Below are 23,758 nucleotides of genomic sequence, written 5' to 3' on the forward strand. Positions count from 1 at the left end.
GTTTCGGCAATGGCGTGGCGGCGCTCATACGCTATGCCCGCTGTCTGCGAATGCCGGCAAAGACATGCGGCCGACGGTTTGCGCGCGCATGCCGGTCGGCATGAAACCTTCGATATAGCGTGCGGCCGCCTCGCAACCATCCTGCGACGACGCGAGCCGGTCCTGCACGCGCCCGCACTGCGTCGCGATTGACGGGCTGCCGAGCAAATGCCTCAGCGCACGCGCAAGCGCCTGCGGCTCCAGTGGCTTATCGAGCCGAACGCCGCAACCGCTCACGACGACACGCTGCGCGTTATCGAACTGATCGTGCGCGAACGGCGTCACCACTTGCGGAATGCCGGCAGCATACGCAAGCGCCGCCGTGCCGATGCCGCCGTGATGCACCAGCGCCCGGCAGCGCGGCAACAGCTTCTGTAGCGGCACGTAGCGCCGCTTGAGCAGCATGCCCTGTGCGTCTGTCTGCCCGTCCAACGGAGCTTGCGGCGCATCCGGCGTCAAAAGAATCCCGCGCAACCCGCTTTCCGCCAGCGCCGCGCTCACTGCATTCGTATAGCGCGCCTGATCGATCAAGGTCGAACCGGCGGTGAAAACCACCGGCCGCTCGCCCGCGGCGAGAAAGGCGTCGAGTTGCGGATCGGGCGCGTGCACGCCCGTGTCGTTGAACAGCGGAAAACCGCTGAGGCAGCGCGGCGACGGCCAATCCGGCTGAGCTTGCGCGAACCAGTCCGGAAAGAGACACAGCACACCGTCGGTCGAATGCAGCCACTCGCCGAAAATGCGCCGCGCCGGTGCGAGCGCCAGTTCCACGCGCAACGCATTCAATGCGGGGCCGCAGACCTTGTCGAGCGCCTGGCGCTCGATCAGCCGCAGCAGCGCCGTTTTTACAGCCAGCGGCAAGCCACGCGGAATCGTCAGCCGCGGGTGGGTGGGCGGCGCATGCGCGGAGAGCAGTGTCGACGGCGAGACCTGCACCGACACGAACGGCACCCGATACAGCTCCTGCATCAACCGCGCTGAAAAAGCCCACAACGTGCCGACCAGCACAGTGTCGCTATCGGTCAACGCAGCCAGCGTGTCGAAATGCGGTCGCAGCGTCGGCGTAATCACCGCCCACAGCGTGCGGAATGACGTACGCGGATGCCATAGCGCCGGGTTCGCCATCGCCGCTTCATATTCGGCGGCGGTGCCGATCGGCACGAATGCGAAACCCTGGCGCGAGACAGCCTCCGCGAACGGCGGATGCGTGCAGAAGACGATCTCGTGGCCGCGCGCAGCCAACGCCGCGCCGATGCCGAGTAAAGGATGTACGTCGCCCGCCGAGCCGATCGCGGTGATGATGACTTTCGTCATTCAGGTCGCTCAGAAGAGACCGGGAATCAGCGCGGCGACGTCGCGACGATACTGCGAATAAGCGCGGCCGAAGTGACCGGTCAACCAGCTCTCTTCGACCCGCACCTTGTACGCCAGCGAGGCGAAAATCAGCAATAAACCAGCCACGCCACGCCATTGCGCGCCGATCAGGACAGCGCCGAGAAGCGCCAGCAGGCAGCCGGTATAGATCGGATGACGAACCAGTCCATAAGGTCCGCTGCGCACCAGCTCATGCCCTTCCTTCAGTGTGACCGACACGCTCCAGTTAGTGCCGAGATGCAGCCGCGCCCACACGGAAAATGCGAGGCCGGCCAGCAGCACGGCGAGGCCTGCCAACTGCAACGGCCCGATCGCATGCGGATCGAAGGACAACGCCGCTGTGTTGAAGTCCGGCAGGACGATCAATGCGCCTCCGCCGATCAACGGAATCGACTGCAACGTGCGCGATAGAGACGCCTCCTTGCGCGCGGTTTCTTTGACCCGGTTCGACGTCGCGATCCAATACAGCAGCCACAGCGTCCACGGTACGACGATAGCGATGCTCTGAGCGATATTCACGGTAGTTCGACCTGTTGGAACGAGTGATCGGCGGAAGCTTGCAACGCGACATTCGCGACGTTCGCGATGGCGGGTTGTTGCACCGGCATGATGGGCGCGCGGGCGGCGAACGTGTCGAAACAGTCGAGCCCACGGCCTGGCGCCTGCGCCCGCGCGGCGCCGAAGTAATCGAAAATGGCCGTCCGAACCTGGCGCAGCGCGGCCCGCCCTTCGAGATCGAGGAAATGCCCGGCCTGCTCGATCGTCAGAAACTCGGCGCGCTTCAGATGCGCGCTAAGCGAGCGGGCGTCCTCCGGTGTGGTGTAGTCGTCGATCTCGCCGTTGAGGAATTTCAGACCGCACTCGATGTTGCGGAACTCGTGCAGATAGTCCTCTGGACGAATGGCCAGAATCTGGTCGACGTGAAAGGCCACCTGATCCTGCTCATCGCGTGGCAGCGTTGAGAGGTAGCGGTAGTTATAGAGCTTCATGATGCGCGGCAGATGCTGGCCAACGGTATCGTTGAGCAACTGCGCGGCCTTCAGATTTTCGCCGGCGGCGATGTGGTCGCGTGCCGCGGTCACGTACGCGGTCATCGCCGCGTTGAGCCGCGGCGAGAACGACGCAATCACAGCGCGTCGCACGCTGGTGCGCGCCCGCGAGAGCGCCAGCAGCGACGCCACCCCGCCCCACGACACCGACAACAGGAAGCTTGGCTCGAATAAGCCTATTAGATGCAGCAGAATGTCGACTTCATCGTCTTTTGTCAGAACGAAGTCGCACACGTTATGCGCTTTCGATTGACCCGCATAGGGTAAATCGAAACAAATTGGGTTATAGCGTTCGCCGAGGTATTTGATTGTCTGTCCGAACGACGCCGTGGTGGCCAGCGCGCCGTTGATCAGAATGACACTCTCGAAGGCCGGATCGAATACGTGACGTTCAACGTAGACTTTCAGGCCCGCCGGTAGCGGAACAAGGAGTTTTTCGATGGGCATGGCGTATTCGCATGCACTTGCGCAAGGCAAATGCGTACCGATACCGCGCCCGCGCTCGCGGACGCCTTGCGGCCGTACTACCGGGGATCAGGCCCATGCGATTTGCCTTTACGTACCATTACGCCGGCAAATCCGATCCGCGACGACCGCTGCTGCACCGAAAACATGTACCACTCGACGTGATACCCGCCTGCTCTTCGTGACGCGCGCCTGAACTCAGGTCCGCTTCAATCGAGCGTTCGATGCCTCGTAATATATTTATATGTAATTTCGAATACGTTGCTTCAATCTCTGCGGCACGCCATTCGTTGACGCCAGTCTGCCCTCACTGCGTGAAGACTTCATGTCAATATACGATGACGGAAATCTTTTTAACATGTTTCAAAAATAAAAGCTAAAAAAAGTCATTGAGCATATGTTCGAATTTGGTGGGAAAATGTTATTGAAAGGAAACAGCAGCGCGTTGCGCAGTCATTCCGTCGCCGCTGCGTAGCCAGCAGCGGCGCGAACTTCCCGACGGGCGTGAGCAACACTATCGGACCAGCGAGACGGCTTCCCGGCAGGCGATCTCACCCGCGCCATACACGCCGACCACCGTATAGTCCGACGCCACGCATTCGAACGTCGCGCCCTGAAACGTGATGACGAAATGGCGTTGTACAGGACCGGGCGACGTAACGGCCGAAATCTCGGCGGCCAGCGACGAATTCATGACTTCGTGAACCGAGTACCCACTGAGCCCTTGCGACGCGAGTGGATGGATCTCGAGATCGACATCGCCGGGCGGCCCGAGCCGATGAAACACGGCGTCGGGAAATAGCACCGTGCAAAATGGATCGTCGTCGGAATCGAATGGTCCGAACCGTTCGAAGTCGGATTCAGCAATCGGATAAGCCAGAATCACCCGGCGGTCGCTGGCGACAATGAATGGTTCGGCGGCATCGGCTGCCGGATGAGGAACGGAGTCCAGCAGGACGACATGGTCCTCCTGCTGGGGTACTTCTAGCATGCTGGTCATCTACTTCACGACTCCGTTGCGCTCACACGCCGGCTTGTACCGTCGAGGTTTGCGGCGCTGCGGCAACGCTCGTCGCGCCGGCTTTGCCTTTACCACCCGTCTTGCGGCCCGGTGCTTTCCTGGCCGTTGCGGTTTTCTTCACGGCAGTCTTCCTTACCGCGGCTTTCTTCGCAGCGGGCTTGGCCGCGCTTTTCTTTGCCGCAGCCTTTTTAGTCGCCGCAGTACCCTTCTTCCCAGCCGCTTTGGACGCCACTGCCTTTTTCGCCGTGACGGTTTTTTGGGCGGCGACATTGCTGGTGGCCGCAGCGCTATCGATCAGAAATTTGGTGCGATCCTTGACCGTGGCGAGCCATGCCGGCGCCGGGCCGCGTCCGCTCCAGGTCGCACCGGTTTTCGGATTGAGGTACTTGGGCGGCTGCGCGCCTTTAGGCTGGCCTTTACTTTTGCCTTTGGGAGTCACCGCTGCCTTTGCCGCGGACTTCAGTTCGCTTGCGCCTTCAATCAGGAATTGAGTCCGGTCTTTCACGGCAGCAATCCAGGCCGGTGCACGCCCGTGACCTGTCCATGTCGCGCCGGTTTTATGGTCGCGGTACTTCGGCAGCGACTTACCCGCGCTGACTGCTTTTACCTTGCCACCTGCAGCATGACCATTCAAGGCGCGCGCGGCGCGTCTCGCCTTTGCCTTTTCTTCGATATCTGCGGTAGTGAGGCCGTGCTTGAGCATCAGGTCGCGAATCTGGTCGACCGCGGCTTGTGCTTTCCTGGCAATAAGGACGTCAGCTTGCGCCTGGAGTTTCTTAAGCTTCGCCTGGATTTGCTCTAACGTGGGCATTTGATTGCTCCTTATGTGGTAATCGATCGCACTATGCCATGAATAGCGCGAGAAAGGCAGATCTACGCGCCTATAAGGGCATCAGGTTTACGCGGGAGCGCATCGCGTGGAGTACGAACCTTTCGCGTCCTGTACCCGATAGCCGCATTCTTTAGCTTTTCCCATTGCGAGCCAGCCGCTCAAGTCGGCGTAAAAACGACAACCTGGCGGTCGGCGATATACCGCACGCTGCGCACGAACCGGTACTGTTGATCGTCGGCGGTTATCCGGTTGAGTCCCAACTGCGTCAATGCGAGCATCTCGTCGGCCTGGAAAGCGGCCACTACGCCGTGATCCGTCAAATCCTCCAGCGTGCCGGACGGATTGCCGACATAAATACTGCGCACCTGCGTGCCGATCCGCATCAGAACCACGCTTTCTCCCTCGTCGAGCGCCAGTTCGAGATAGGCCGCAAGCGTTCGTAATGAATCCGGCGTGCAAGCCTGAGCCTGATAGATTGCAGCATTCGATGGCGTCATTTCTATTTCCCCGTCACCTATGTCAAGAGAAGCCGGCCGCCGTGCAATGCGGCAATAGTCGCTTCTACTATAGGCAAGCATCCGGAGATTCAAAGGGCAGCAGTTCATTTTTTTGCCGGTAACCCCGCGTTACCAATCTCGCAGCGCTGTTTCACCTGCGTCCGGACTGTCCTTCTACCGCCACGGCGAGTGGCGCGAACGCCGCGAATGGCGTGAACGTGAATGGCGTCGCGAGCAATGGCGCGAGCACGAATGGCATGGACGCGGCCGCTGGGGCGGCTATTGAAATGACGCGCAAAAGCGCCCTCTTTTCACGCGATCCGTAGACCGCGAGTCGGCAGAATCTCCTGCGTAATCACAAAACGGTGCTCTTTGACGGCGTCGTGAAAGCGCCGGTAATCACTTTTCTCAAAGACGTCGCTCCACCGGGGGCGGTCCCCGCTGTCGTCGTCGGACTGCAAACCGGTGGCTTTATATTTCCAGGAGCCGAGCCCCTTGGCTACATAGTCCGGAATCGACTCTGACAGGCCTGGAATGGCGTCGGTTTTCACCGCTTCGCAAATGATCTGCAGGCGCTTGTTGTCGTCGAGATTCCGATTGGTATCGAGAAGCTTCGTGAGCGCGGCTTTGACATCTTCCGGCAAGCCAGGCTGGGATTCAAAATCTTCCCGTCCCGCGACATAGGCGCGCACCGCGCGGCAAGTCATCTCGGCCGCCTGCATGAACTCCGGCAGATTGTGCCTTTTAACGCGCTCATTTCTGCCGTCGATGTAATGCCATTTCGCCCACGGCTGATCGGGATAGTGCAAAGCGGCCCCATGACCGACGGGCAGTGCAAGCGTCAGTACATCTTCCTCGACGTGTTGGACCAGATGCCGCGTGGCGCGGGTAAGACGGGCAAGCCAGCCTTCCCGCGTGCAATCTTCCGCCTCCAGCATATGAACGCGGTTCATCGGGCTTTCGATACCGGCGAAGCCCTGGTGAGCCCACGTATCGACGTACGCGTGCAGCGTCACGCCCAAGCGGTGCAATGCCGTGTCCGTGCCCCGCTGCCGGATCGCGCGGCGCACCACCTCGCGAGCAACAGCGCTATCCGGCCGGCACACCGCCTTCTCTTCAAGCGTCTCCCCCTCACCGGCAGGCAGAAAATGAAATGGCGTCCACACCAGACGGTTCTGGTCGTCTTCCGTGTTGGTGTAGTCGAATAGCTTGTGCGCCGTGGCAAAGCGCTCAAAAGTCTCGCCGCCCGCAAAACGCAGTATTCCTGAAGTGGTCGCATCGTCGACATACTGGCAGGCATGGGCCACCGTGAGCGCCTCAGCGGGCGCCATCCCGCCGGTACGGGCGACGATATAGACCACCCCGTAGTGAAAGTCGATATTCATGGCAGACGCTCCTGACGCGCGACGAATGACGGCTAGATCTTCCGCAATGCGCAAAGCGGCGATTGCAGTGTCGCCGCACGCGCAGAGGGTAAACGACCGAGTGCAACAGGACTTTAAAAAGAACGCGACTACTTTTAGCGGAACGCATACGCCACGCCTACCCCATACGTGATCGGATTGCGCGTGCCGCGCTGCGTGACGATCGGACTTTCGGCGGCCGAGCCCGTCAATCGCTGATAGTAGATCATCGCTGCGCCGAACCAGTTTTTGTTGAACTGGTAGATCGCGGCGCCCCAACTGGTGATCTGTTCCAGGCCGAAACGGCGTGCTCTGTCGCATTGTCTCTCATGCGAATCTTCGGACCACCTGAACACCGGTGAAAAAGGATACTGCAATGAAACTCAAGGAGTGGAGAGAAGGCGCAAGTCCGGAGCGGCGTAGCCTGATACGCAGCAAGCTTCACGTATTGCTGGCCACTATCGGTACGCTTTCTTCCGTAGTCGGCATTGGCGTGGCCATCAACGGCTGCCTTGAATTCAATCGTACCAAAGTCTTCGTCGGTGTCGGCATTATCGTCGTGTCCACTATTGTGTATGTGTCGATGCTATTCGCGCCAGCCGAGTAAGGCGAGAACTTCTTTTCTTTTAGAGAATCCAGTCGATCGACTACACGTCAGGTTCAGTCACCGCGAGAGTGACTCGATTTCTATCACAGATAGATTTCAGTGGGCAAATGCAGTGCCCTGAAAAAGAAAAACCCCGCTTCGATCTCCCGAGCGGGGTTCAGTCTCAGCGCACTTCGCGCGGTATTACTTGACGATACCTACGAGTTCGACTTCAAACGTCAGGTCGCTATTCGGCGGAATCGGGCCAACTCCGCGCTCGCCATAGGCCGTGGCCGACGGGCAGGTCAGCTTGGCCTTCTCGCCGACCTTCATTTTTTGCACGCCTTGCGTCCAGCACGGAATCACGCGATTAAGCGGGAAAGTTGCCGGACCGCCATGTTTGGCCGAGCTATCGAACTCGGTGCCGTTAGCGAGCGTGCCGCGATAGTTGACCTTGACGACATCGTCTGCGGCCGGCTGGGCGCCCGTGCCCTGCGTAAGATGTTCAACGATTACGCCGGAAGGCAGTTTCTCAGTGGTGGAAGCGGCCATCGCCGTGGAAGAAAGAACAGCCGCGGCGACCAAAGCAACGATAGATTTCAAGGCGAGTCTCCAGGTGGGTAGTGCGTGCCATTGTAGCGGATGACATGTTGCGTGCCACCGACCGCCGATGCTGGGTAATCACAGCCGCAAAGGCAGTTGAGCGGCAGGGCCCGTGGCACAGAGAATGCTACGTCCTGACGAGCGAGACGTAGGGTCGCCACCGCGCGTGCGGTTAATCCAGTCGGCGCACCACGTACTCACTCGCCGTCTCAACCGCGTGTGCCTTGAAGTCCGCGAGCACTGTTTCGCGCTCACGGACATCGGCCAGCACCGCCGGGTCGAGTAGCGCGGTAATCACTTCCTCCCGATCGCGGCTCGCTTCCTTCAGCACGTTGCCATAGGGGCCCCAGATCGCGCTCGCACCGCACGTTTCCCAACCGCCGGTGATGCCGACGTGATTCGACAACAGCACGTACAGGGTGTTGTCGAAAGCACGCGCGGGAAACCAGATGCGCGACTGGTGATAGCCAGTCTTCACGCTGAAGAGCGCGCTCACCAGATAAGCGTGCGCGCCGTTCACAGCGGCGTTGCGCGCGTGCTCAGGAAAACCGGAGTCGTAGCACACGCCGAGCGCGAGCCGCCATCCGTCGATCTCCAGCATGCAGCCTTGTGTGCCGGGTCGGTAAGTCTTCGTTTCGCTGCTGTAGAGATGCTGTTTGTGATACGGCTCGATCAGCTCGCCGGAATGGTTGAAGATCAGCGACGAAATATGAAGGGCGTCCACGCTGCCTATGCAACGTGTTGCCGCACCGACGACTACGGCGATCCCTCGCTCGCGGCAAACTTCCCGAATCGGTTCGAGCCGCGCGTCGTGTTCGTCGAAGGCGTATTTCGCGGGGTCGCCGGCAATCAGGTCAGGCTCGTAGCCGCTTAGAAATTTCTCGGGAAAGACCACCAGTTTCGCGCCGTGGTCGGCTGCAACGCCGGTCAGTTCGACCGTTCTGGCAATGTTCGCCGTGACGTCGCCGGAAACCGGTTGCGCTTGCGCCGCCGCAATTCGCAAAGGTGCTTGCGGCAGCGAGGCCTGTTTGTTATTCAACGCGGACTCCGTTCTGAATGGACTGTTGCGGTGTGCACGCCGGCGGCTGGCTTTGGCGTTTTACGCGGTGAGCGAGACCCGGCATTTAATCATGGACGGCACTCTATCAGGTGGACGTTGTTTGTGTTTTCGTGGATCGCGTCGAGCGGATGTTTTTCGAACTTCAGAAGGCAGGTGATTGAAGCGGCGCGGGCGGCCGTTTGTCGGCCGCCCGCGCGCTGAGGGTTGCAAGACGCGTTAGTGGCCGTGGCCGCCGCCGTAACCGCCACCATGGCCGCCACTGCCGCCGAAGCCTCCACCGAAACCGCCGCCATGGCCCTGGCCGCTGCTGCCTTTGCCGCCGTCGCCTTTGCCGCCGTTGCTATGACCACCGTCGCCATGGCTGCCATCTCCATGGCCACCGTTGCCATGACCGCCGTCGCCATGGCCACCGTCTCCATGACCACCGTCGCCATGGCCGCCATTGGCATGACCACCGTCACCATGGCCGCCATCGCCGTGGCCGCCGTCACCATGACCGCCATCGCCATGGCCGCCGTTGCCATGACCGCCATCTCCATGACCGCCATCACCATGACCACCGTCACCATGACCGCCGTCGCCGTGGCCGCCGTTGCCATGACCACCGTCACCATGGCCGCCATCGCCGTGGCCGCCGTCGCCATGACCGCCATCTCCATGGCCACGGTCACCGTGACCACCATCGCCATGACCGCCGTCACCATGACCGCCATTGCCATGGCCACCGTCGCCATTACCGCCATCGCCATGGCCACCGTCACCGTGACCGCCGTCGCCATGACCGCCATCGCCATGACCGCCATCCCCGTGGCCGCCATCGCCGTGGCCGCCGTTGCCATTTCCGCCCGTTCCACCACTGCCTGTTCCACCACTGCCTGTTCCACCACTGCCGGTTCCACCACTGCCGGTTCCACCACTGCCGGTTCCACCACTTCCCGTCCCACCACTGCCTGTCCCGCCACTACCCGTCCCACCACTGCCTGTCCCGCCACTACCCGTCCCACCGCTTCCCGTCCCACCACTACCCGTCCCACCGCTTCCCGTTCCACCACTTCCCGTTCCACCACTTCCCGTTCCACCACTACCCGTCCCACCGCTTCCCGTTCCACCACTTCCCGTCCCACCACTTCCCGTCCCACCGCTGCCCGTTCCACCGCTGCCCGTTCCACCACCGGTCCCGCCCTTCGTTCCACCGCTGCCCGTTCCACCACCCGTCCCGCCCTTCCCTCCACCGCCGCTCCCTACACTTCCGGCGCCGAGTCCCACCGCGCCGGACGTCGAGCCGCCTCCGCTACCGTTAGCGCCCGCTCCAGTCGACGAAGTCCCGCTGCCATTGCTGCTCTGCGAGCCCGACGCCGATGTAGACCCCAGCCCCGCAGCCACTGCCACTCCACTTCCGCCGAACGCCCGCAGCCCACCGTCATCCTGCTTGCAGCCGAGCGTGTCGAATAGCGGGCAATCGATCGGCAATACCTGCGCAACCGTCAGCTTCGTCGAACTTGCGGACTGCGCCACAGGTTCTGCCGGGCTCGTTTGAGCGCCGGCCATCGCCGCATAAAGACTCACAGCAATCGCCAATACCGCTTTGCTTGTCCCCAACGTCCGCGTGTCCCCGTTTTTCTTTTTCATTTCATTCTCCTAACCATATAATTCGAAAGACAGATCCAGATAACGAGTGAATCTCTGTTCGCTGTTAAAAATGAAACTTCAAAGCCCAGTCGACATTGCCAGGCACCGCACGAAAAGCGCGCGACTCCCGGCATCGCATCCGCAGATACTCCCGGTCCGATTTGACGTGATCCGGGAGAAGCGACTGGCTGTGCGCGAACAAAGGTTTGAAAAGAGCACAGCAGGGGCCCGATGGAAGTTGAAGTTATGCGGAGCGTCATCCAATGACCGTGCGTTACCCCACGCAATGCGAGATTGCTCGCCTGTTTCCGATTAATTGCGCTGCACGACTGTCAAAGATCGTCAATTACCGTTTTTAACAGCGTCGGAAATCCTCATCTCCAGATACGCAGTCCAAACTATTATTTTTACTTCAAGTCCGGCTCGCCTAATCAGATGATTCGAACAGCCGCAAACAAACTATTTACCCAGGAGTGAGCAGTTTCGGTGGAGATACGGGGACCGTGACGCGAACAATTGTTTTGCCTATGTGTTTGTCCGGACACAAAAGAGAATTTACAAAGACGGGAGTGAGCGCAATCACACAGACAGTACTACGGTGCGCGACCCATCACTCGGCCAAACGAAGCGCGCCTCGTCGCGGACATCGACCGGCGCTCTGCGTCCGCGCCATCGTTATCCGTGCGCCACCCCACTAAGCGAGCGAGAAAACCGAATCAGGCGACAACAGGAAGATCGCAACCTCATCGACAACAGGAAGAGAAATGCTTTTATCCGAACAATGGGTGCTGATAACGGGCGGCGCTCGCGGACTCGGTGCCGCGATCACACGCGCACTGGTACGCGAAGGCGCCGGCGTCGTGGTGAATTACTGTAAGAGCGAAACGCTGGCTCACGCGCTGAGAGACGAATTCGGCGATCGTGTCCTGCCGATCCAGGCGGATCTGATCGTGGACGGCGGCCTCGTGAAGGGTTAATCCAAAAGCGCGCAGCAACGCTGCGCTCAGCGTTCCGCTCAACTGACCTCGACCACAACTTTGCCTCGCGCGCTACCGTCGGCCAGTGCTTCATACGCAAGCTGCGCGGTGCCCAGATCAAAGCGCCGCGCGTCGAGGCGAGGCGCAAGCCTGTTTTCTTCGGCAAGCCGCGCCGCCACTCGCAGCATCTCGCCGTGATGCGCGCGGCCTTTCCCGGAAAGCAACGCATGCAGCGTGAACACGCCCGAGTAGGTGGCTTCGCGAAACGACAGCGGCGCTAGCGCATGCGTGCCCCACCCGAGCGCGCTCACCACATGGCCGAAATGCCTGACGGCGACAAACGATGCGTCGAGCGTCGTCCCGCCGACGGTATCGACAACCAGGTCGAAACCCACGCCATCCGTCGCAGACTGGACATATTGCTCGACCGACTGTGCACGGTAATCGATCGGTCTGGCGCCGAGCGCCTCCACCACGCTGCGGTCGCGCTCGCTCACTGTCGTAAAGACCTTCGCACCCAGCGCGAGCGCCAACTGCACGGAGACGTATCCGACTCCCCCTGCCCCGCCATGCACGAGCACCGTTTGCCCTGCCTGCAGATGCGCGCGATCGACAATGCCCGAGTACGCCGTGATGAAAGCAAGCGGCAGCGCAGCGGCTTCGCGCATTGAGAGATTGGACGGTTTCAAGGCCAGCAGATCCGCATCGACAGATGCGTATTGCGCCAGCGAACCTTGCAGGCCGCCCACGCCCCCCGTCATTCCGTACACCTGATCACCCGCCTTGAACCTGTCGACACCGGCGCCCTCTGCCTCGACGACGCCGGCCATGTCGATCCCCAGCACCGCCGGCAAGGGATGTTTCGCGTGCCCGGCGGCGCCGGCGCGAATTTTTGTGTCGAGCGGATTTAGGCCGCTCGCGGCGATTCGCACCAGCACCTCACCCCGCGCAGGCTCGGGGCGCGGTAGTTCGTTCAGTTCGAGCGGGCCGTTGTGCTGCCTGAGAACAAGAGCTTGCATGGACATCACGCCTCCCCAGCGATTGATCGTGAACGAGTCGATACGGGCATATTCCTCCGTGCGAAGCCGCATGTAAATCGACACGTCCGCAAGGTACGCAAACGAAAATTCCACCGTTCGCCCACCAAAGTGTCGCCGCGCAGCCACCACCGCGGCGCACAACCAACACTTCCTCTCGCAGTCTTTTCCCGAAGTATTTCCACCATACACAGCGGCGACGACAGCCATGACTCGTGCCGCAGCGCACGGACACTTGCCGTACGTGCTTTCGCGCGGTGTCGATCGCGGACGCGGGTTTACCTTCGTTTGACTTAAGGAAGCAGGGCCGTTTACTGGACGCAACTTGAACCTGTCCAGACGCTTTCAATTTGCTTTGTTCAGCTCAATGGTGTTTCGAGAGCGTCTCCCATTAATGTCTGGAGGTGTGTCATGGTAAGCGTGTCCAGCAGCGCCGCAGAAGAACTCAAAGCCGCGATTCGAGGCGAACTGTTGCGGCCCGGCGACGCGGGTTTCGACGAGGCCCGCAGCATCTGGAATGCAATGATCGACCGGCATCCGGCGCTGATTCTGCGCTGCGCCGGCGTGGCCGACGTGCGCCGCGGCGTAGCCTTCGCGCGCGACAACAATCTGCCGCTGGCGGTGCATAGCGGCGGCCATAACATCGCCGGCACCGCGCTATGCGACGACGGCCTCGTGATCGATCTGTCGCCGATGAAATCCGTATTCATCGATCCGGTCGCGCAGCGCGCGTATGTCGAGCCTGGTGCTACGCTCGGCGATTTCGACCACGAAGCACAAGCATTCGGACTCGCCACGCCACTTGGCATCAACTCGACCACTGGCGTGGCAGGCCTGACGCTAGGGGGCGGCTTCGGCTGGCTGAGCCGCAGATACGGCATGACAGTCGACAATCTGATTTCAGCAGACGTGGTCACCGCCGACGGGGAGTTGCTGCACGCAAGCGCGGACTCGCACGACGATCTGTTCTGGGCGATTCGCGGTGGCGGCGGCAATTTCGGCGTCGTGACGCGTTTCGAGTTCGCGCTGCACCCGGTCGGGCCGCTCGTGTACGGCGGCCTCGTCGTGCTGCCGATCGATCAGGCGAAAAATGCCCTGCTCAAGTACCGCACGGCTGCAGAACAGATGCCGGAGGAGCTGAGCGTATGGGCCGTTTTACGGCTTGCGCCACCGCTGCCGTTCCTGCCGCCCGAAGTGCACGGCAAACCGGTCATCGTATTCGCGATGTGCTACTCGGGCTCCATCGAAAACGGGCCGTCCGTGGTGGAGGCCGTACGCGGCTTCGGCACACCGGTCGGCGAACATCTCGGGCCGATGCCGTACGCCATGTGGCAACAGGCGTTCGATCCACTGCTCACGCCGGGCGCTCGTAACTACTGGAAGTCGCACAATCTCGACAAAATATCGGATGGTCTCATCGATGCGCTGCTCGATGCGATCGGCAAGCTGCCGTCACCGCAATGCGAAATCTTCTTCGGGCAGATCGGCGCGCAGACGAGCCGCGTGCCGGTCGAAGCCACGGCCTATTCGAGCCGCGACACGCAATACGCCATGAACGTGCACGGCCGTTGGGACGACGCGAGCGATGACGAGCGCTGCATTTCCTGGGCGCGCGCTTTCTTCGACGCAGCCGCACCGTTCGCGCTAGGCAGCGTGTACGTCAACTTCATGACGCAGGAGGAAGGCGGCCGGGTGGCTGACGCGTATGGGCCAAACTACGAGCGTCTCGGCGCCGTGAAAAACCGCTACGACCCTGACAACCTGTTCCGCCACAATCAGAATATCCGCCCGGCGGCTTAGGAATCGAGGGGGAAGTTGAGGGGGGAAGCGGCGTTGAGCGCCGTGAATCCCCCCGCGAACGTCAGCGCATGACAGTTGTCTATACACAGGCCGCGGCGTCAGGCACGCTAAATGCTGATTAGCAGGCATACGGGCTGCCGACGTACGCATGTGCCGAAGTCACGGCACTCACTGTCAGACAAGAAAACGCAATCTTCACTACGCACCAGGAGAACAATCATGCGCAGACGACAATTCATCATGACCACGAGCGCCGCTTTGGCTACGGCGGGTTTTGGCCTCGCCGGCTGCACGACCACGTCGCCATCCTCGAGCGCGTCTGAGTCGGCGAACGCCGGCAAGCGCGACACGATCAACGCCGGCGTCGATTCCACCTTGTCGCGTCTCTACGCGAACGTCACCGGCTCGCGTGAACTGGTCGGCAAGGCGCAAGGCGTGCTGGTGTTCCCGTCGGTAATTTCCGCGGGCTTCTGGGTTGGCGCGCAATATGGCGAAGGCGCGTTGCGCGTGGCCGGACGCACAACGGGCTACTACAGCACTGTCGCGGGTTCGTTCGGTTTGCAGATCGGCGCCCAGTCCAAGGCGCTGGTCTTCCTGTTCATGACGCAAGGGGCGCTCGACACATTCCTCAGCAGCCAGGGATGGGCAGCAGGCGCCGATGCAACGGTTGCCGTGCTGAAGGTCGGTGCGAACGGCGCGATCGATACGTCGACCGCCACCAGCCCGGTCGAAGCGTTTGTGCTGACAAACGGCGGCTTGATGGCAGGGGTGTCGCTCGAAGGCACCAAGGTCTCACGTCTGATCATCTGAGCGAACGCTCGCTGGCGCGCGGTCAGGCGCTGTCACGCAACTGGTCGCGTGACGCCTCCATCAGGCGGCGTCACGCGCGCCACGATCACGGCTATGCTCGCCTCACCAGTCATATTGACCACATTGCGGTAAAACTCACCCGTTTTACAATCCCGCCTGGCCACTGCGTCACCTTGGCCACGACATTCAGTCTGTCTGGCGCCTCGCGTGCCCCACGCTGTTCACGCCCCTTCCGGGCAGCGTGAACACGGCAATCGCGGCCGCCAGTTGCCCGGTCTGTGCTTTCAGGACGTCGGCCGACGCGCTGGCTTCTTCCACCAATGCAGCGTTCTGCTGGGTCGTTTGATCCATGCTCGCCACCGCGATGTTGACCTGCTCGATGCCCGAGCTTTGCTCGACCGACGCCGCGCTGATCTCGCCCATGATGTCGGTCACGCGGCGCACCGCGTGCACCACTTCCTGCATCGTTTCACCGGCCCGGCCCACGTACTGCGAGCCGCCTTCGATCTGCGCGGCCGATTCTTCGATCAGCGTCTTGATCTCCTTGGCCGCCGCCGCGCTACGCTGCGCGAGGCTGCGCACTTCGCCCGCCACCACCGCAAAGCCGCGCCCTTCCTCACCGGCGCGCGCCGCTTCGACGGCCGCGTTCAAGGCAAGAATGTTGGTCTGAAATGCGATCCCCTCGATCACCCCAATGATGTCGCCGATCCGGTGCGATGACTGCGAGATGCCACGCATCGTCTCGACCACCTGGCCGACCACTTCACCGCCGCGCGCCGCCGTCTCCGAGGCGTTGTGCGCCAGTTGACTGGCCTGCTTGGCGTTATCGGCGTTCTGCTTCACGGTCGCGGTGATCTGCTCCATGCTGGAAGCGGTTTCGCCGAGCGCGGTCGCCTGCTGTTCCGTGCGGCGCGACAGGTCCGCGTTGCCGGCGGCGATCTCGTTGGACACCGTCGAAATCAGCGTTGCGCCGCTGCGAATCTGCATGATCGCCTGCGCGAGTCGATGCTGCATGCGCTGCATCGCGGCGAGCAGGCTGACGTTGTCGCCGGCTTTCGTCTCGACGACCACATCGAGGTCGCCATCGGCGATACGTGAAGCGATCTGCGCCGCGTAAGCCGGTTCGCCGCCGAGTTGCCGCAAGATGCTGCGCAGGATCACGCCGATCACGAGCCCCACCACCAGACACAGAATCAGCGCGGCACCGACGTACTGCACGAGGGTGGTGTAAAACGCGGCGTCGATATCGTCGGTGAACACACCGGTGACGATCGTCCAGTCCCATGGCTTGTAGAGCCGCACGTAGTTGATCTTCGGCGCCATCTGATTGGAGCCCGGCTTCAGGAACTGCAGGTGGATGAAGCCTTCGCCTTCGCGCTGGGCGAGATCCGAGCCGTCCTTGAACACGTGGCGGCCTTTCGGGTCCGTGAAGCCACTCATGTCCTTGCCTTCGAGATCGGCCCGCACGCCGTGCATCAGCACTCTTGCATGCGCGTCCTCGAGCACAAGGTAGCCGCCGGCGCCGTCGTAGCGCATCGCGCGCAGGTCGGCCATGGCCGTGCGTTGCGCGTCGGCGAGCGACATCGTGCCGGCCGCGACGAGGCCGTTATAGCGATCCAGCACGCTGTAGGCCACGCTCACCACGTTTTTCAGCTCGGCCTGACGGTCGGCGATCATCGTGTCGCGCGTTTTGAACCCGCCCCACAGGCCGATGGCCAGAATTCCCATGCACATTACTGCTAGCGCGAGCCAAAGCCGCACTTTCAGGCGAAAACGTTCCATCTCCGTATTCCTTTGTACTTATAGCCGGCGCCGCGCGGGCGGGCACCGTAACTGTTCATGTCAATCTTCGGAATAACGGCGGAGCGGGAGAAAACTTCAGCGTTTGTTTGATGCGTGTGTTTGATGCCTTCGTGCGTTGACCTATGGGGCGGAGCTTGACTGGTGCTGCTTGCCGGGGCGGCGGCATTCTAACGGCACACATGCTCGCGGCGTATCACGCGCATGGGCACGACGCGCTTGTTATAGTGACAGGCACAAGGTTTACGAAAGGCGTCGATGCGAAGTCTGCAAATGCTGCATTGAGGCCACCTTAGCGGCTCGCACACTGCGCTTGCGGCGCCAGTATCCCCTTGAGAAACACGACCATGGACATCGACACGCTCTCCTCCGAGAACCTCCAGTTGGTAGCGCGCAGGCAGGCCAACTGGGCAATTGGCGCATTCAAACAGTTTTCCGACGACCGTTGCGCGGCCATGGCCGCCAGCATCGCCTTCTATGCGGCCTTCTCGCTCGCGCCCACGCTGGTCATGGTGATCGCCGTGGCGGGCTGGTTCTTCGGCGCCGCGGCCGCGCGCGGTGAACTGTTCACCCACATTCACGGCCTGCTCGGCGACCAGGCCGCCGCGGGCGTGCAAACGATCGTCGAGAACGCTCATCACAGCGGCAGCGCCGGCGGCATCGCGGCGATCATTTCGTTCTCGATGCTGGCGATCGGCGCCTCGGCTACCTTCTCGTCGCTCAATAGCGCGCTCAATCTGGTGTGGCCGTATACCGGGCCGCGCTCGTCGAGCGTGATCGCGATGGTGCGCGTGCGCCTGATTTCGTTCGGCCTCGTGCTCGGTGTCGCCTTCCTGCTGATCGTCTCGCTGGTGCTCGATACGGTCATCACGTTCATTGGCAAATGGCTGTGGGGCAACTCGCCGTATGTGGTGATCGGCAACCTGCTGCAACTAGGCGTCGGCCTGCTGGTGCTGGCCTTCGCCTTCGCCGGACTGCTGAAGTTTCTGCCGGACGCCAAGGTGCAGTGGCGCGATGCGTTCGTCGGCGGGATCGTCGCGGCTATGCTGTTCTCGGCGGGCAAGAAACTGTTCGCGCTGTATATCGCGCATGCCGGAATGGCGAGTTCATTCGGCGCCGCCGGTTCGCTGGCCGTGCTGCTGATGTGGCTGTACTTCTCGGCCGCCGTGCTCCTGCTCGGTGCGGAGTTTTCGGCGGCGCGCGGGCGCATGCACGATCCGCGCGGCGGCTGGGGCATGCAGGAAGACTCGCCGCCCGGCAGCCGTGCCGTGCTTGCTTCGGTGCTGGCGGCATCGACGGTATCGATCGATGCGCAGCCTCGCGTGGAAGACCGCGAAACCCGTGCTGCCGGGCTTGCCCCAGCAACCGGAGCGGCTGCCGCCGTGGCGCGTGCCGCAGCAACGCCAGCGTCAGCTTTACCGCCGCTGGAACCGCGAAAGAAGACTTCAGCGCGGGCGACCGTAGTCAAGATCGGCCGCACTGTCGTCCTTGCCGAAGCGCAAGCGACACGTGTCGCCGCGGTCACATTGGTCGAAGCGGGCCGCACGGCCGTCGCCGCCGATCGCTATGTCAGACGGCATCCGTGGACTTCGGTGTTGTTTGCGGCAGCGGCTGGACTCGCTGCCGCTGCGGTGGCGCGCCGCAATGGGGGACGATAACGGCCGTGGCGCGTGAAGACTGAAGCGGGCGGCGTCTCGCACTCACACCGCCAGAAGAGCCTGCCCCGACATGAGGACCATGGCGGCGGACCATCGCAGCGGGCCGTAACCGCCGACCACCACGACAAACCACAAAGTCAAATCTCAACCAAAGGCTGCAACCGCAGCGGCTGCTGCCTGCCCACAACGCATAAATTCTGTCTAGCGCGTCCGTCAAGCGAAACCCGGCTCCATTTTTATATGGATGCTGCAAAGCGGCGAGAACAGCTAGACGACTAGATTACAAAGGCCATTCAAACAAGTGTCTAAATTGAGGGTGGCGAGGCCTTCACTGTCAACAAAACAACAATAATGCGTGGTCAACCAATCAATATTGCGGAAATAGCAACAATCGTTAACGGGCTTTAAATACAAGGCTTTGCGTCGTTTGTCGGTTTTTGGAGACACTCTTTTTTTTCCGGTTCTTGCCGGTTGAGGCCGTGAGCTATTCTCCTTTCCGCAACAACAAACTAATCATCTGCGTGGAGAAATGGATGAAACGAGTCGCACTGTCTACCCTCTCGCTGGCGCTTCTCGGCGTCACCGGCGTGGCGCATGCTCAAAGCAGCGTTACCCTGTACGGCCTGATCGATGAATCGATCCAGTACGTTCACAATACGAAAGACGCGTCCGGTAAGAACGCCAATCTAGTCGCCTTGTTCGGTGGCAACCTGCAAGGCCCGCGTTTCGGCTTGAAGGGTACGGAAGACCTGGGCGGTGGCCTGAAGGCAATCTTCCAGTTGGAAAACGGCTTTGACGTCAACACCGGCGCACTGGGTCAAGGCGGCAAGATGTTCGGTCGTCAAGCCTATGTCGGCCTGACGGGCGATCAGTGGGGTACGGTCACGCTGGGTCGTCAGTACGACCCGGTGGTCGACCTGGTTCAGCCGCTGACGGCTGACAACTACTTCGGTTCCACCTTCACAACGCCGGGCGACGTCGACAACAACGACAACACCTCGCGCACGAACAGCGCTGTCAAGTACACCTCGCCGGTGTGGGGCGGCTTCCAGTTCGAAGGTATGTACGCTCTGGGCGGCGTAGCCGGTAAAACGGGTTCGGGGCAAACGTGGTCGGGTGCTGCAACGTTCGCAACGGGTCCGTTCAGCGTTGCTGCAGGCTACTTCCGCGCCGACAACCCGTCCGCGACGACTCCGCGCACGGGTTGGGGCGGCACGTCGGACGGCACGTTCGACAACCAGGTCAGCGGCATTTACTCGACGGCCAAGTCGATCGGCATCGCTTCGGTGGCAGCGCAATACGTTGCGGGCCCGTTCACGGCCAGCCTGCGCTACAGCAACGCTCAATACAAGCCGGACGCTCAGTCGGGCTTCGGTTCGACCGAGAAGTTCAACGTCGGTGGCGCTTTCCTGGGTTACCAGGCAACGCCGGCAATGCTGGTGGGCGTAGGCTACATCTACACGAAGTCTAGCGGCGACACGGGTGCAACGTACCACCAGGTTTCGCTGGGCGGCGACTACAACCTGTCGAAGCGCACGGACATCTACCTGGTTGGCGCATATCAGCACGCCAGCGGCAATCAGCGTCAGGCACAGCCGGGTGGCGGCTCGGCCGTCGTCAACGCAGGCGCTGCAATCGGTTCGTACGGCTACGACTCGGCTTCCAGCTCGCAAGAAATGGTTAGCTTGGGCATCCGCCATAAGTTCTAATCGAACTTGACCAACTGCTGAAGCAACACGCAGTTGAAAACCAGCCACGGGCGCAAGCCGGTGGCTGGTTTTTTTTCGTCTGCTGGTTCTGGCGCATGCGCGCGAACCCTGGCATGCGCAAAACACGTAGCGGATAGACGGACAACCGCGCACGCGCCGCACGTCCATCGTGATCCACTGAACGGACGATGCAAAAGAAAAGGCCGCCAGCAAGCCCCTAGCAGGCTCGTGACGACCTTGGTGTGATGCGCACAGCCGTTTTACACAACGCACAATCCGTACGACCCAGATGCCGGCTGCAGCCCCTGGTGTGGCCGGCCTACCCTCAACTGAAACCGGCTAGCGCCGCTGGGCCTTGCCCTTCTCCGCCTGCGCCAATGTCTGCGCCGGTTTCGCATCGAGCTCGTGCTCCACGCCGTCCGCTCCCACCGGCGCGCGATGCAGCACCAATGCACGCTCGCGCTGCAGCAGCGGCACATCAGGCGATTCCTGCCAGTCCGGATCGGGAATCTCGCCGAATACCTGACGCAGCCGCTCGCCCCACGTGCGGTGAATCATCTCGAAGTACGCATTGTCGTGGTCGATCGAGACGAAGCGCGTGACGTGCAGCGAATCTTTCTCATACACCAGCAGATCCAGTGGCAACCCGACCGAGAGATTCGAACGCAGCGTCGAGTCCATCGAAATCAGTGCGCACTTGGCCGCTTCGTCGAGCGGCGTGGACGGCGTCAGCACGCGATCGATGATCGGCTTGCCGTACTTGGCCTCGCCGATCTGGAAATACGGGTTCACAGCCGACGCTTCGATGAAATTGCCCGCTGCGTAGATCATGAACAGGCGCGGCCGGTTGCCGGCGATCTGGCCACCGAGAATGAAGCTGCAATTGAATTCGACGCCGAACTCCTGCAGCGCCTCGGCTTCGCGCTGATGCACGCGGCGTACCGCGCGACCAATCACGCGAGCCGCGTCGGCCATGGTGGGCGCGCTCCAGAGCGTAGGCTGCGAAGGGTCGACGGGCTCGGACAGCTCGTGCAGCACCGCTTGCGTGAGCGACAGATTGCCCGCGCCCAGCAGCACAAGCATGCGTTCGCCCGGCTGCTCGAACACCGACATCTTGCGCGCGGTGCTGATGTGATCGACGCCCGCATTGGTGCGCGTGTCCGACAGGAACACGAGCCCGTCATCGACGGACATCGCTACACAGTAAGTCATAAGGAAAAGTACCCGCAAAAAACGACTGAACGGCGCTATTGTAATGCGGCGCACATGCGCCTTACCCCGTTTTACGGCCGCCGCGCGCCGAATCTGAACGGCTATGCGGGCTGACGCTCACTTAAACGCCTCGCCAGCCCTCCCGGTAAGCCGTCCTGTGATGTGACCGCGGAGGCGGCCGCGGGCGGCCTGTCATGCAGCCCCGGGCGCCCAGTTGAGCCGACCGTCAGTCCCCGCCCCCTATTGCGGCATCTGCCCACTGACCGTAACGGACACCTTCAGATGCTCCTCCAGCCCGCCGATCCGCCGGCCGCGCACCGGCGCGGCAGCTTCGTAGTCGCGCGCCACGGCGAGCCGGCAGTAGATCTCACTGGCAAACGCGGCATGCGTGACGTCGACGGAAATCCAGCCCTTGCCGTCGAGCCACACGTCGACCCATGCGTGGCTCGCGCCGTGGTCCGCCCCAAGGGGACTTCCTCCTTCGCTCACGTCGCCGGGTTCGATATAACCGCTCACGTAACGCGCCGGGATGCCGCGCGCGCGGCAGCAGGCCAGCATCAGATGCGCGTGGTCCTGGCACACGCCGTTGCCGAGCGCGAGCGCCTGGGCCGCCGTGCTGGTGACTTCGGTGATACCGGCGTTGTACTTCACGCGCTGCACGATCTGTTCGGACAACTCGATCAGATTGCTGGACGTCGCAAGACTCGGCACCGATGCGGCCAGCTCGCGGACTGCCGCATCGGCCTCGGTGAGACGCGTCGAGCAGGTGAAATGCTCGAGCGGAATCGGCCCGACCGCGTCGGGCAATTGGCCATCTTTCAGCGCAATCGTGTCCACTTCGCCCGCTACGTGCAGACGAATCTCGCTGTGCGGCTTGTTGATGACGAGCGTATGCAGCACATTGCCGTAGGCGTCGAAGGTGGCGTCGAGCTTGCCGGGCGCATCGATGCTCCAGCGCCGCACCACCTGCGAGGCGCCGCTTGCCGGCGTCAGACGCAGTTGCTGGATCGAATAATGGACAGTCGCTTCGTAGCGATAGGACGTGTCGTGGCGGATCGTCAGGTACATAAAAAGAACTCCGTCAGGCGACTGGCAACATCAGATAGGTACGCGCAACCAGATTGCCGAGCTCGAACACGCGAGCAAGGAACTGTGTCAGATAGGCGTGCAGGCCGGCTTCGAAAATCTGCCGGATGTCGGAATACACCAGCTCGGCGCGCAGCTTGCCGGCAAACCGTTCGCACTGGTTCGAGCCCGGCGTGCGCAGCATCGCCAGATTCGTGCAGACGCCTTCGAGCGAAGCGAGCAGCGAGCGCGGCATCTGCTGGTTCAGGATCATCAATTCGACCACTCGCGCCGGCGTGACGACATCGCGATACACCTTGCGATAAATCTCCAGCGCCGACACCGAACTGAGAATCGAGGTCCAGTAGTAAAAGTCTTCGAGCTGGCGGGCGGCATCGCGTGAATTCGGCTCGACGTCGGCGAAGCGCACGTCGAGAATCCGCGCGGTGTTGTCGGCGCGTTCGAGGAAGGTGCCGAGCTGCGTGAAGAAGAACGCATCGTCCTGCAACGCAGTGCCGATCGTCACGCCGCGTGACAGGTGCGAGCGGAACTTCACCCACTCGAACAGCGCGCCCGGATTGCTCACGGCCTGACCGGACTGGCTCCGTTCGTTGAATTCGAGCCAGGTGTCGTTGATGGTTTCCCACCATTCGGTCGTCAAGGTGCCGCGTACGGCGCGGGCGTTTTCGCGCGCGGCCTGCAAACACGAGTGAATGCTCGACGGATTGGTCGCATCGGCCACCATGAAATCGAGCACATGTTCGCGGGTCGGTTCGTCGTAGCGCTGCGCGAACGCGCTTTCGAGCTCGGAAATGCGCAGCACCGAGCGTTGCGCGCGCGCTTCCTGTTCGGGCGTTTGCGGCAACAGCAGCGCCTTCAGGTTGATGTCGAGCATGCGGGCGGTGTTCTCCGCGCGCTCCATGTAGCGGGCCATCCAGAAGAGGTGATCGGCGGTTCGGCTTAGCATGACGGCGTTCCGTATCTGATGACGCGAGACCCTGGTAAAAGTAAAAAGGCTCGCGCTGGTTATCCGTGTGCACCGGCGGCGGTTCGACTACTTCGCCGGCACGTTGGGTTGCGGGCGCGGTTGCATGAAATGCTGCAATAACTCCAGCATGAGCAACCGCATTGGCAA

General features: G+C 61.8%; 21 protein-coding genes and 1 pseudogene. 6 read left to right on the top strand and 16 right to left on the bottom strand.

All coding sequences use genetic code 11. The features are described 5' to 3' along the window. Positions 1-24 precede the first annotated feature (24 nt). From M0D64_RS05085 to M0D64_RS05120, 8 genes and pseudogenes are all read right to left on the bottom strand, one after another. On the bottom strand, positions 25-1,350 hold the full coding sequence (locus M0D64_RS05085) for a glycosyltransferase (RefSeq protein WP_266256874.1): 1,326 nt from the start codon (positions 1,348-1,350) through the stop codon (positions 25-27). Positions 1,351-1,359: 9 nt separating this feature from the next. After that, positions 1,360-1,929 (bottom strand): isoprenylcysteine carboxylmethyltransferase family protein, encoded by a 570-nt coding sequence (locus tag M0D64_RS05090; RefSeq protein WP_266256875.1) that lies wholly within the window; start codon positions 1,927-1,929, stop codon positions 1,360-1,362. Between the two features lie 140 nt (positions 1,930-2,069). Then, a pseudogene (locus M0D64_RS05095) lies at positions 2,070-2,906 on the bottom strand (alpha/beta fold hydrolase); the annotation flags it as partial. A gap of 532 nt (positions 2,907-3,438) precedes the next feature. Beyond that, complete coding sequence (locus M0D64_RS05100; RefSeq protein ID WP_266256876.1) at positions 3,439-3,924, bottom strand: hypothetical protein; 486 nt, start codon at positions 3,922-3,924, stop codon at positions 3,439-3,441. A gap of 22 nt (positions 3,925-3,946) precedes the next feature. Beyond that, positions 3,947-4,756 (bottom strand): H-NS family nucleoid-associated regulatory protein, encoded by an 810-nt coding sequence (locus tag M0D64_RS05105; RefSeq protein WP_266256877.1) that lies wholly within the window; start codon positions 4,754-4,756, stop codon positions 3,947-3,949. Between the two features lie 179 nt (positions 4,757-4,935). Then, on the bottom strand, positions 4,936-5,274 hold the full coding sequence (locus tag M0D64_RS05110) for a hypothetical protein (RefSeq protein WP_115776790.1): 339 nt from the start codon (positions 5,272-5,274) through the stop codon (positions 4,936-4,938). A gap of 311 nt (positions 5,275-5,585) precedes the next feature. Next, positions 5,586-6,659 (bottom strand): DUF6765 family protein, encoded by a 1,074-nt coding sequence (locus M0D64_RS05115; protein ID WP_266256878.1) that lies wholly within the window; start codon positions 6,657-6,659, stop codon positions 5,586-5,588. 134 nt (positions 6,660-6,793) lie between these two features. Continuing rightward, positions 6,794-7,054: a MipA/OmpV family protein gene (locus M0D64_RS05120; protein WP_266256879.1), complete on the bottom strand. Its 261-nt coding sequence runs from the start codon at positions 7,052-7,054 to the stop codon at positions 6,794-6,796. On the opposite strand from M0D64_RS05120, the gene M0D64_RS05125 reads away from it, so the two are divergent. After that, positions 7,054-7,284: a DUF2964 family protein gene (locus M0D64_RS05125; protein WP_266256880.1), complete on the top strand. Its 231-nt coding sequence runs from the start codon at positions 7,054-7,056 to the stop codon at positions 7,282-7,284. The two genes, M0D64_RS05120 and M0D64_RS05125, sit on opposite strands and share 1 nt — an antisense overlap. 183 nt (positions 7,285-7,467) lie before the next feature. Here the strand turns inward: M0D64_RS05125 and M0D64_RS05130 are convergent, their stop codons facing one another. From M0D64_RS05130 to M0D64_RS05140, 3 genes are all read right to left on the bottom strand, one after another. Further along, positions 7,468-7,815 (bottom strand): FKBP-type peptidyl-prolyl cis-trans isomerase, encoded by a 348-nt coding sequence (locus M0D64_RS05130; RefSeq protein WP_233465191.1) that lies wholly within the window; start codon positions 7,813-7,815, stop codon positions 7,468-7,470. A 223-nt stretch (positions 7,816-8,038) separates the two neighbouring features. After that, the gene (locus M0D64_RS05135) at positions 8,039-8,905 is read right to left on the bottom strand and encodes a carbon-nitrogen hydrolase family protein (RefSeq protein WP_266256881.1); all 867 of its coding nucleotides are present in this window, start codon (positions 8,903-8,905) and stop codon (positions 8,039-8,041) included. An 89-nt stretch (positions 8,906-8,994) separates the two neighbouring features. Next, on the bottom strand, positions 8,995-10,080 hold the full coding sequence (locus M0D64_RS05140) for a hypothetical protein (RefSeq protein WP_266256882.1): 1,086 nt from the start codon (positions 10,078-10,080) through the stop codon (positions 8,995-8,997). A 1,239-nt stretch (positions 10,081-11,319) separates the two neighbouring features. Here M0D64_RS05140 and M0D64_RS05145 point away from each other — a divergent pair. After that, on the top strand, positions 11,320-11,532 hold the full coding sequence (locus M0D64_RS05145) for an SDR family NAD(P)-dependent oxidoreductase (RefSeq protein WP_308101792.1): 213 nt from the start codon (positions 11,320-11,322) through the stop codon (positions 11,530-11,532). A gap of 38 nt (positions 11,533-11,570) precedes the next feature. On the opposite strand, the gene M0D64_RS05150 is transcribed toward M0D64_RS05145, so the two are convergent. Then, complete coding sequence (locus M0D64_RS05150) at positions 11,571-12,557, bottom strand: zinc-dependent alcohol dehydrogenase family protein (RefSeq protein ID WP_266257002.1); 987 nt, start codon at positions 12,555-12,557, stop codon at positions 11,571-11,573. Positions 12,558-12,980: 423 nt separating this feature from the next. Here M0D64_RS05150 and M0D64_RS05155 point away from each other — a divergent pair, with 423 nt between their 5' ends. Then, positions 12,981-14,369 carry an FAD-binding oxidoreductase gene (locus M0D64_RS05155; RefSeq protein ID WP_266256883.1) on the top strand — a complete coding sequence of 463 codons (1,389 nt, stop codon included), beginning with the start codon at positions 12,981-12,983 and terminating at the stop codon, positions 14,367-14,369. A 219-nt stretch (positions 14,370-14,588) separates the two neighbouring features. Beyond that, positions 14,589-15,179 carry a YSC84-related protein gene (locus M0D64_RS05160; RefSeq protein ID WP_266239923.1) on the top strand — a complete coding sequence of 197 codons (591 nt, stop codon included), beginning with the start codon at positions 14,589-14,591 and terminating at the stop codon, positions 15,177-15,179. Between the two features lie 186 nt (positions 15,180-15,365). Here M0D64_RS05160 and M0D64_RS05165 read toward each other — a convergent pair whose 3' ends face one another. After that, complete coding sequence (locus tag M0D64_RS05165; protein WP_266256884.1) at positions 15,366-16,961, bottom strand: methyl-accepting chemotaxis protein; 1,596 nt, start codon at positions 16,959-16,961, stop codon at positions 15,366-15,368. Positions 16,962-17,326: 365 nt separating this feature from the next. On the opposite strand from M0D64_RS05165, the gene M0D64_RS05170 reads away from it, so the two are divergent. Together M0D64_RS05170 and M0D64_RS05175 are read left to right on the top strand one after the other, a co-directional pair. Continuing rightward, a complete protein-coding gene (locus M0D64_RS05170) occupies positions 17,327-18,637 on the top strand; it encodes a YihY/virulence factor BrkB family protein (protein WP_266256885.1) in 1,311 nt (436 codons plus the stop codon). A gap of 533 nt (positions 18,638-19,170) precedes the next feature. Then, entirely contained in the window at positions 19,171-20,346 is a 1,176-nt protein-coding gene (locus tag M0D64_RS05175) for a porin (RefSeq protein WP_266256886.1), read from the top strand. Between the two features lie 339 nt (positions 20,347-20,685). Here M0D64_RS05175 and M0D64_RS05180 read toward each other — a convergent pair whose 3' ends face one another. From M0D64_RS05180 to M0D64_RS05190, 3 genes are all read right to left on the bottom strand, one after another. Further along, positions 20,686-21,558, bottom strand: coding sequence for a proteasome-type protease (locus M0D64_RS05180; RefSeq protein WP_154562916.1), 873 nt, complete (start codon positions 21,556-21,558; stop codon positions 20,686-20,688). Between the two features lie 240 nt (positions 21,559-21,798). Continuing rightward, a complete protein-coding gene (locus tag M0D64_RS05185) occupies positions 21,799-22,626 on the bottom strand; it encodes a transglutaminase family protein (protein WP_266256887.1) in 828 nt (275 codons plus the stop codon). Positions 22,627-22,639: 13 nt separating this feature from the next. Beyond that, positions 22,640-23,590 carry an alpha-E domain-containing protein gene (locus M0D64_RS05190; protein WP_154562912.1) on the bottom strand — a complete coding sequence of 317 codons (951 nt, stop codon included), beginning with the start codon at positions 23,588-23,590 and terminating at the stop codon, positions 22,640-22,642. Between the last annotated feature and the right edge of the window lie 168 nt (positions 23,591-23,758).

This window comes from Paraburkholderia sp. WS6 (assembly GCF_030464835.1).
GTDB classification, from domain to species: Bacteria; Pseudomonadota; Gammaproteobacteria; order Burkholderiales; family Burkholderiaceae; genus Paraburkholderia; species Paraburkholderia madseniana.

Bases quoted from the DNA above. Each gene is read 5' to 3' on its own strand.
- M0D64_RS05105 (WP_266256877.1), bottom strand. From the start codon at position 4,756: ATGCCCACGTTAGAGCAAATCCAGGCGAAGCTTAAGAAACTCCAGGCG.
- M0D64_RS05125 (WP_266256880.1), top strand. From the start codon at position 7,054: ATGAAACTCAAGGAGTGGAGAGAAGGCGCAAGTCCGGAGCGGCGTAGC.
- M0D64_RS05170 (WP_266256885.1), top strand. From the start codon at position 17,327: ATGGACATCGACACGCTCTCCTCCGAGAACCTCCAGTTGGTAGCGCGC.
- M0D64_RS05150 (WP_266257002.1), bottom strand. From the start codon at position 12,557: ATGTCCATGCAAGCTCTTGTTCTCAGGCAGCACAACGGCCCGCTCGAA.
- M0D64_RS05165 (WP_266256884.1), bottom strand. From the start codon at position 16,961: ATGGAACGTTTTCGCCTGAAAGTGCGGCTTTGGCTCGCGCTAGCAGTA.
- M0D64_RS05155 (WP_266256883.1), top strand. From the start codon at position 12,981: ATGGTAAGCGTGTCCAGCAGCGCCGCAGAAGAACTCAAAGCCGCGATT.
- M0D64_RS05130 (WP_233465191.1), bottom strand. From the start codon at position 7,815: ATGGCCGCTTCCACCACTGAGAAACTGCCTTCCGGCGTAATCGTTGAA.
- M0D64_RS05185 (WP_266256887.1), bottom strand. From the start codon at position 22,626: ATGTACCTGACGATCCGCCACGACACGTCCTATCGCTACGAAGCGACT.
- M0D64_RS05085 (WP_266256874.1), bottom strand. From the start codon at position 1,350: ATGACGAAAGTCATCATCACCGCGATCGGCTCGGCGGGCGACGTACAT.
- M0D64_RS05110 (WP_115776790.1), bottom strand. From the start codon at position 5,274: ATGACGCCATCGAATGCTGCAATCTATCAGGCTCAGGCTTGCACGCCG.
- M0D64_RS05190 (WP_154562912.1), bottom strand. From the start codon at position 23,590: ATGCTAAGCCGAACCGCCGATCACCTCTTCTGGATGGCCCGCTACATG.
- M0D64_RS05160 (WP_266239923.1), top strand. From the start codon at position 14,589: ATGCGCAGACGACAATTCATCATGACCACGAGCGCCGCTTTGGCTACG.
- M0D64_RS05180 (WP_154562916.1), bottom strand. From the start codon at position 21,558: ATGACTTACTGTGTAGCGATGTCCGTCGATGACGGGCTCGTGTTCCTG.
- M0D64_RS05100 (WP_266256876.1), bottom strand. From the start codon at position 3,924: ATGACCAGCATGCTAGAAGTACCCCAGCAGGAGGACCATGTCGTCCTG.
- M0D64_RS05115 (WP_266256878.1), bottom strand. From the start codon at position 6,659: ATGAATATCGACTTTCACTACGGGGTGGTCTATATCGTCGCCCGTACC.
- M0D64_RS05175 (WP_266256886.1), top strand. From the start codon at position 19,171: ATGAAACGAGTCGCACTGTCTACCCTCTCGCTGGCGCTTCTCGGCGTC.
- M0D64_RS05145 (WP_308101792.1), top strand. From the start codon at position 11,320: ATGCTTTTATCCGAACAATGGGTGCTGATAACGGGCGGCGCTCGCGGA.